The sequence below is a fragment of the Gluconobacter sp. genome (assembly GCF_047723935.1).
In the GTDB taxonomy this organism is placed as follows: domain Bacteria; phylum Pseudomonadota; class Alphaproteobacteria; order Acetobacterales; family Acetobacteraceae; genus Gluconobacter.
Genome location: NZ_JBDOBO010000082.1, coordinates 1 through 6,329, shown reverse-complemented (window position 1 = coordinate 6,329; position 6,329 = coordinate 1). Strand labels below are relative to the sequence as shown.

7 protein-coding genes are annotated in these 6,329 nt (G+C 52.5%); all 7 read left to right on the top strand.

Features of this window, described 5'->3' with window-relative positions; genetic code table 11:
• The first annotated feature begins 72 nt into the window (after window positions 1-72).
• The 7 genes from mbnB (at window position 73) to ABF979_RS14765 (ending at window position 6,252) form a co-directional block, all read left to right on the top strand.
• Entirely contained in the window at window positions 73-879 is an 807-nt protein-coding gene (gene mbnB, locus ABF979_RS14795) for a methanobactin biosynthesis protein MbnB (RefSeq protein WP_088364994.1), read from the top strand.
• A complete protein-coding gene (mbnC, locus tag ABF979_RS14790) occupies window positions 876-1,463 on the top strand; it encodes a methanobactin biosynthesis protein MbnC (RefSeq protein WP_088364993.1) in 588 nt (195 codons plus the stop codon). Before mbnB ends, mbnC begins: the two co-directional genes overlap by 4 nt.
• Before the next feature lie 41 nt (window positions 1,464-1,504).
• On the top strand, window positions 1,505-2,374 hold the full coding sequence (locus ABF979_RS14785; RefSeq protein ID WP_250698321.1) for an MbnP family copper-binding protein: 870 nt from the start codon (window positions 1,505-1,507) through the stop codon (window positions 2,372-2,374).
• Window positions 2,298-3,551 (top strand): MbnH family di-heme enzyme, encoded by a 1,254-nt coding sequence (locus ABF979_RS14780; protein WP_415560555.1) that lies wholly within the window; start codon window positions 2,298-2,300, stop codon window positions 3,549-3,551. Before ABF979_RS14785 ends, ABF979_RS14780 begins: the two co-directional genes overlap by 77 nt.
• 47 nt (window positions 3,552-3,598) lie before the next feature.
• Window positions 3,599-4,888 (top strand): aminotransferase class III-fold pyridoxal phosphate-dependent enzyme, encoded by a 1,290-nt coding sequence (locus ABF979_RS14775; RefSeq protein WP_242407789.1) that lies wholly within the window; start codon window positions 3,599-3,601, stop codon window positions 4,886-4,888.
• 99 nt (window positions 4,889-4,987) lie between these two features.
• Window positions 4,988-5,365 carry a copper homeostasis periplasmic binding protein CopC gene (gene copC / locus ABF979_RS14770; protein ID WP_157666432.1) on the top strand — a complete coding sequence of 126 codons (378 nt, stop codon included), beginning with the start codon at window positions 4,988-4,990 and terminating at the stop codon, window positions 5,363-5,365.
• Entirely contained in the window at window positions 5,362-6,252 is an 891-nt protein-coding gene (locus ABF979_RS14765; protein WP_078527199.1) for a CopD family protein, read from the top strand. The genes copC and ABF979_RS14765 overlap by 4 nt, the downstream gene beginning before the upstream one ends.
• Window positions 6,253-6,329: the final 77 nt, after the last annotated feature.

Sequence of the window (6,329 nt, the reverse complement as noted above, 5' to 3'; positions counted from 1 at the left end):
TGGTTATAACTGAACCTTTGGGGGTGGGCGCCATGGGCGCACCCTTTCCTATTCTAATTAAGGGAGACCATCATGCGCATCGGTTTTAATTTTACCAGAAGCGAAGTTCTGCCAATTGCAAACAAATTACTAAATGATGGTCATATAGATTACTACGAAATTCTTATAGATAACTTTCTTCATCTAGATCCGCACGAGCTACTGGCAACTATCAAATGTCCAGTTTCTTTCCACATTATGCGCTCCAGATTTTTAGAAAATGATAGAGAATCTCTGAGCCAGATGGCTGAACAAATTCGCTATCATGCACATATTCTAAAGCCTATATACATTTCTGACCACCTTGCGTCTTTTTCGTGCAATGGCCAAAATCTCTCATTCCTTTCCGAGATAGACTACAGGAACAGAAAAGTTTTAATTGAGAAAGCATCGTGGTGGCAGGAGCAAATTGGTGAGAAATTATTTCTAGAAAATTTTCCGTCTATATTAGATGGTGGATTTGAAGCGCCCGAATTCTTTTCTGATCTGCGAAGGGAAGTCGGGACAGGGCTATTGTTTGATATATCGAACGCTGTCTGTTCCGAGATAAATTGTGGCGCCTCCACGGAAAGCTGGATCAGCGAAGCAAACGAAACACGGCATTTTCATGTAGGAAGTTACGAGCCGTCGGTAAGTGATCCGAATGTAATGATCGACACACACGGCACCGAGATTTCTGTGGAAACACTGAGTTTTCTCTCCGACCTGAGATCAAGGCTTTGCCATTCAGAAACGACTATCACGTACGAACGAGATCGTAATGTTGAATATGACAGTATTGTTCAAGATATCACAAGAATACGACAACAAATTACATTGCAGAAGAACGCTGTTAAATGACTTCTGACCATAATTTAGAGCGTGATTGCGATGTTATCAGCAGCATGACACGCCCTTCACGAGAAAGAGATTTCAATCTTTCTCACCGCCAACAGGTAAGGATAAATATAGCGTTACGAGGAACGTGGCACGCGATATTCGATCCCTGCCCTTCTTTACAGGAAATAGATGACGAAAATAACGGCGTCATATTCAGGCCGTTTATGGAATGGGCCTATGAGCACCGCGATCCCTTGGATTGGACCCTTCACTTGTCAGTCTATGACTGGCTTGCTCAATCTCCATTGGCCGGGAAATTAACAAAACAGGTCTGCCGTGAAGTGCGTGCTGTTGCTGCTGCCCAATGGGCGGCCCTCGACCGCTCGTCCTTTCTGGGGATTGCGATAGCACATAGCTCCGATCCGACATGGACTGTCGCATTCAAGGCACGGAACGTCCACATAGTAAGGAGCATCGAAGAAATAAATATCGGCTCGCCACCGCCCCCACCAGAGAACGGATTCGGATACTTTCTAATTCCGTCATGGGATTTGGAAACATTTCCAGGGTGGACGTTGCTGAATAACGCCGCATCGCAGAATTGAGACGTATAAGTCGCGTTTTGGACCGTTATCGGGAGATGGTAATGAAATCGTTGATGATGTTTAGAGCCTTGTTCGCTAGCGCTTTGATAACGGGGGTGTCGTCAAACACCTATGCGGCGCCAAAACTCGGGCACCTGACGTTCCAAGCTGTATTCGGCGATCAGCCGATAAGCTGCACCCGCACGCTTTCGCCGGTCGGCACGCTGGGCGACACTGTGCGCGTCAACGATCTACGCTTTTACATCCACGATGTGGCGCTACTCACAAAGGACGGTCGTGCGGTGCCGGTCAAGCCAGGGCCGTCAGGCCTCTGGCAGCGTGACGGGATCGCGCTGATCGACCTGATTGATCGCAATATTCCATGCAGCGATACGGCTCCGTCGCCGAACTCGGCTATCAGTTTTGTTTGGCCGCAAGGCCATTTCACCGGCCTGCGCTTCACCGTTGGGCTGCCTATGGCCGCCAATCACGGCGATCCTACGATTGCACAGCCACCACTGAACATGACGAGCATGTTCTGGACCTGGCAGTCAGGATATCGTTTTTTCACGCTCGACATCACGATGATTCCGAAGCCTGGCGACAAAGCGCGACCGCACGGCTTCCCTGTCCATATCGGGAGCACCGGCTGTGAGTCCGCCAGCGCAGTCGAGGCGCCGAAGGGCGCGTGCACGGCCTCGAACCTCGTCATGGTCACGCTGCCGGAGTTCGATCCGGCGCATCAGACCGTGAAGCTCGACATAAGTCGACTGCTCGCTCTGAGTAATGTCAGCACCAACCAGATTAATAGTGCGCCAGGTTGCATGTCTGGACCGGACGACAAGGATTGCGCAGGTGTGTTCCGTGAGTTCGGCCTGCCATTCGGATCAGAGACCTCTCCGCCGGCTCAGTCGGTATTTCGGGGTCGATAAGATGCGCACGTTATTTCGCAAAGTTCTCCAGATGGCCCTTCTGGGTGGGGGGGCGCTGCTTCTATCGGCCGCAACCCGGCCCACGACGTGGCATTGGGACATCCCCTCCTGGGCGCCTGCGCCAGTCGTCCCGTCCGACAATCCGATGAGGGCAGAGAAGGTCGCACTGGGGCGGCGGCTGTTTTATGACAAACGGCTATCGGAGAATGGGACGCTCGCCTGCGCGTCGTGCCATCTCCAGAAACTGGGCTTTGCCTCTGGTGTCCCGACGCATGTAGGCGCGCATGGCGAGCCGGGACTACGCACGCCGATGCCACTGGCGAACGTAGCCTATCTGCCGAGCTACACCTGGGCCAATCCACAGCTCACCACTCTGGAAAAGCAGATGCTGATCCCGATGTTCAGCGACCAACCCGTCGAGCTGGGCATGGGCGGCCAGGAAAAGGTGCTTTTCGCCCGGCTCTCGGATGATCCCTGCTATGCGCGCCTGTTCCGTGTCGCCTTCCCCGAGGCGAAGGGCGCGATCACACTCTCCACGGTCACGAAGGCGATTGCATCCTTCGAGCGCACGCTGCTGTCCTTCGACAGTCCCTACGACCACTCGCTGCATGGCGACAAGACGGCGCTGTCCCCGGCCGCGCAACGGGGCGAGGCGCTCTTCTTCGGCGAGAAGCTCGAATGTTCGCATTGCCATAATGGCCTGAATCTGACCGACAATATCCGCGCGGCTAACATGCCCTTTCCAGAAACAGGCTTTCACAATACCGGCTTGTATAACGAGGACGGCAAAGGGGCCTATCCTGCCAGTGATCACGGGCTGCGGACAGTGACAGGCAATGCCGAGGACGAGGGGAAATTCCGCACGGAAAGCCTGCGCAATGTGGCTCTGACGGGTCCATATATGCATGATGGCTCCATCGCTACGCTGCACGACGTGCTGGCAGCACATTACTCGAAGGGAGGTCGGTCGGCGACAGGGCCACACGGAGAGAACCCGTTGCGCGACCAGTTCATAGAGCCGTTCGATATCAGCGAGGCGGAGATCGCGGACGTGATCGCCTTCCTGAACTCCCTGACGGATCAGAGCTTCCTCACCAACCCGGCGTTCTCAGATCCAGGAAAGACCTGCCCTTTGGCTCTGCCCTCAGCCTCTTCCTCTGGTAAAGGCGCACAATGATGACTTCGCGACTAGTGTACGGCTTATCGCATCTTAGCAACTCCGCCATGTCATCAGGCGTCGATATGGTATCTGGATCTGGTGTCTTCGTCTTCGATTCTTCGGGTAAAGACTATATCGACGCGGTGTCGGCACTGTTTTGCGCCACGCTCGGCTTTCATAATGAACGCCTGATCGAAGCCGCCACACGCCAGATGCGAGAGCTGCCAGTCTATCCCACCGCGCTAAACCGGACGGTCCCTGTCGTCCATGCGCTTGCGGACGCGCTCAGCGCGGCAGCGCCGATACCGGACGCTCACGTTCTTTTCGCCACAACCGGATCGGAAGCAATCGAAACTCTCATTAAAACGACTTGGTATATCAATAAACAACGAAATCCAAAACGGCATAAAATAATCACGCGTCGGGGGAGCTACCATGGATCGACGATATTTGCCACGAGACTTGGCGGGATCGAAAGCATTATCAATTCATTCGATCTGACGGGTGACGATATTCTGTATGCTGCGCAACCCCGCTGGCCACGCGACGCGTTGGCTGGAGAAACAGAAGAAGATTATGCGCACCGACTGGCTCGGGAACTGGCAGAACTGATAGATCAGACGGGTGCTGAAAATATCGCGGCATTTCTCTGCGAGCCAGTCTCGATTGCTGGCGGCATGTACCCAGCGCCGGAAGGATATTTTGAAGCAATCCGCAACGTCTTGTCGATGCGCGATATTCCTCTTTATTTCGATGAAATCGTGACGGGCTTCGGTCGAACCGGAAAGATGTGGGGAAGCCAGACCGTCAACCAGACGCCCGACTGCCTCGTCGCATCGAAGGGGCTTTCAGCGGCCTATCAACCGATTTCGGCGGTCGTCATGAATGATGATTTTCACTCCGCATTGGTGGACTGCTCGATTATGCATCATGGGTTTCATCATGGCGGCACATATCACGCACATCCTGTTGCCGCTGCCGTCGCCCTTGAAACGCTAAAAATCTACGAGGATGAAAGAATAGTTGATCATGTGCGGGATATTTCGGAACATTGGATAAAGATGATTTCGAAACTTGCGGCACACGAACTGGTCCGATCCACACGGACAATCGGATTATTAAGCGCGATTGAAGTCGGATTCCGTAGCTACAGGGAGCTTGATTTCCGAAATGATGAGAAGAGAGACATAAAACGGTCAGTTGTGAAAGCGTGTATGGAACACGGCGTCCTGATAAGAATCTCATACGACAGCATAATTTTAGCACCTCCTCTCATTATTTCTAAAAAAGACATTGATGAGCTTGAGCAACGCATGACGAAAGCTTTCAATACTGTTCTGTTTTCAACAGCATAGCTGCCTCGAAAGTATCCCTTTCTTTGGTCAATAAGAGACTTTCTTCTCTGAAAATCTTTGTCTTTCTGCTGTAATTCACACCAAGCAAGGAAAGTAAACATGACTTCTATCCGTAAAATCGTTGCCTCTATGTGTCTCGCAGGGAATTTCGTTCTGCAGATGGCGGACCCTGCCTATGCACATGCCCACCTGAACGCCGAAACACCCGCTGCGGATAGCACGGGAACGGCACCGCAGAGCCTGACGCTAGGCTTTACTGAAGCAGTAGTTGTCAAGCTCACGGGCGTCGTTGTCACTGGCCCCAAGGGTAATGTTATAGAAACAGGAAACGTTGCCCTGTCGGATGACGGCAAGACTCTGACGATCCCGCTCAAAATTGAGCTCGTGCCTGGACGGTATTCCGTAACCTGGCACGCCCTTGCCGTCGATGGACACAAGACTCATGGCGTCTATGGGTTCACAGTTACTAACCGATGACACCGGATGCTTTCCTGATCCTATGTCGCGCCGCACGAGACAGCCTGGCGCTCTTTCTTACAGGTAGCCTGCTTTTTGCAGGGTGGCTGGCTCCGCGCGACCTCGGAATCGCACTCTCTGCCCGCCTGAGAAAGTTTTGGGCATGGGGGAGCGTTTTTACGACAGTAATAGTCATTGCAACACTGCCAGCCGAAGTCTCCGAGGTCGGAGATGGGTGGCAGGATGCCTTCTCGCCGACTTTAAGCAAAGCCGTGCTTGTTGACACCACCATTGGACAGGCGTGGATCATTCAGGCCGTAGCTGGTGTCTGTCTTCTACTTCTAACTTGGCGTAAATGCGGCGCGCTCCTGTCGGTCATACCCGCATGCTTGCTTCTGACGGCGACAGCTCTGACAGGTCACGTGCGCATGATCGGTATGGGCGCGATGTTCTTCCAGGCCGTGCATTTGCTTGCAGGTGGTTTCTGGTGCGGAGGCCTCATCCCCGTTGCCATGCTTGTCAGTGATACACGAAAAAAGAAGTGGGATCTCTCCATGCAAATGGCGTTAGCACGGTATTCGGCTGCGGGACATATCGCGGTGCCTTTGGTCCTACTTACCGGCTCTGGACTGGGCCTGAACATCCTGGGCGGATGGCCGAAGCATTTCACTGTCTATTCTACACTACTCATTCTCAAGCTGGGATTAACGAGCGGTATGGTCTGTATCGCCTGCGTCAACCGATATGTTTACGTAAGAAATCTACGACAGAAGAGAAACATTACGGCAAGCCTTAAATATCTTCAACGCGGAACAATAGCCGAAATTGCATTTTCTGCTGCTATTATTGCAATTGTTGCCGTTGCTGGGCGAATGGACCCGACAACCTTATCTCTACCTACAAACTAGAGCCATGTCGACATAGCTATATATGCAAATGAATCGAATGGGAGCTTAATTATGGAGTATCATATTTATTCCAATAT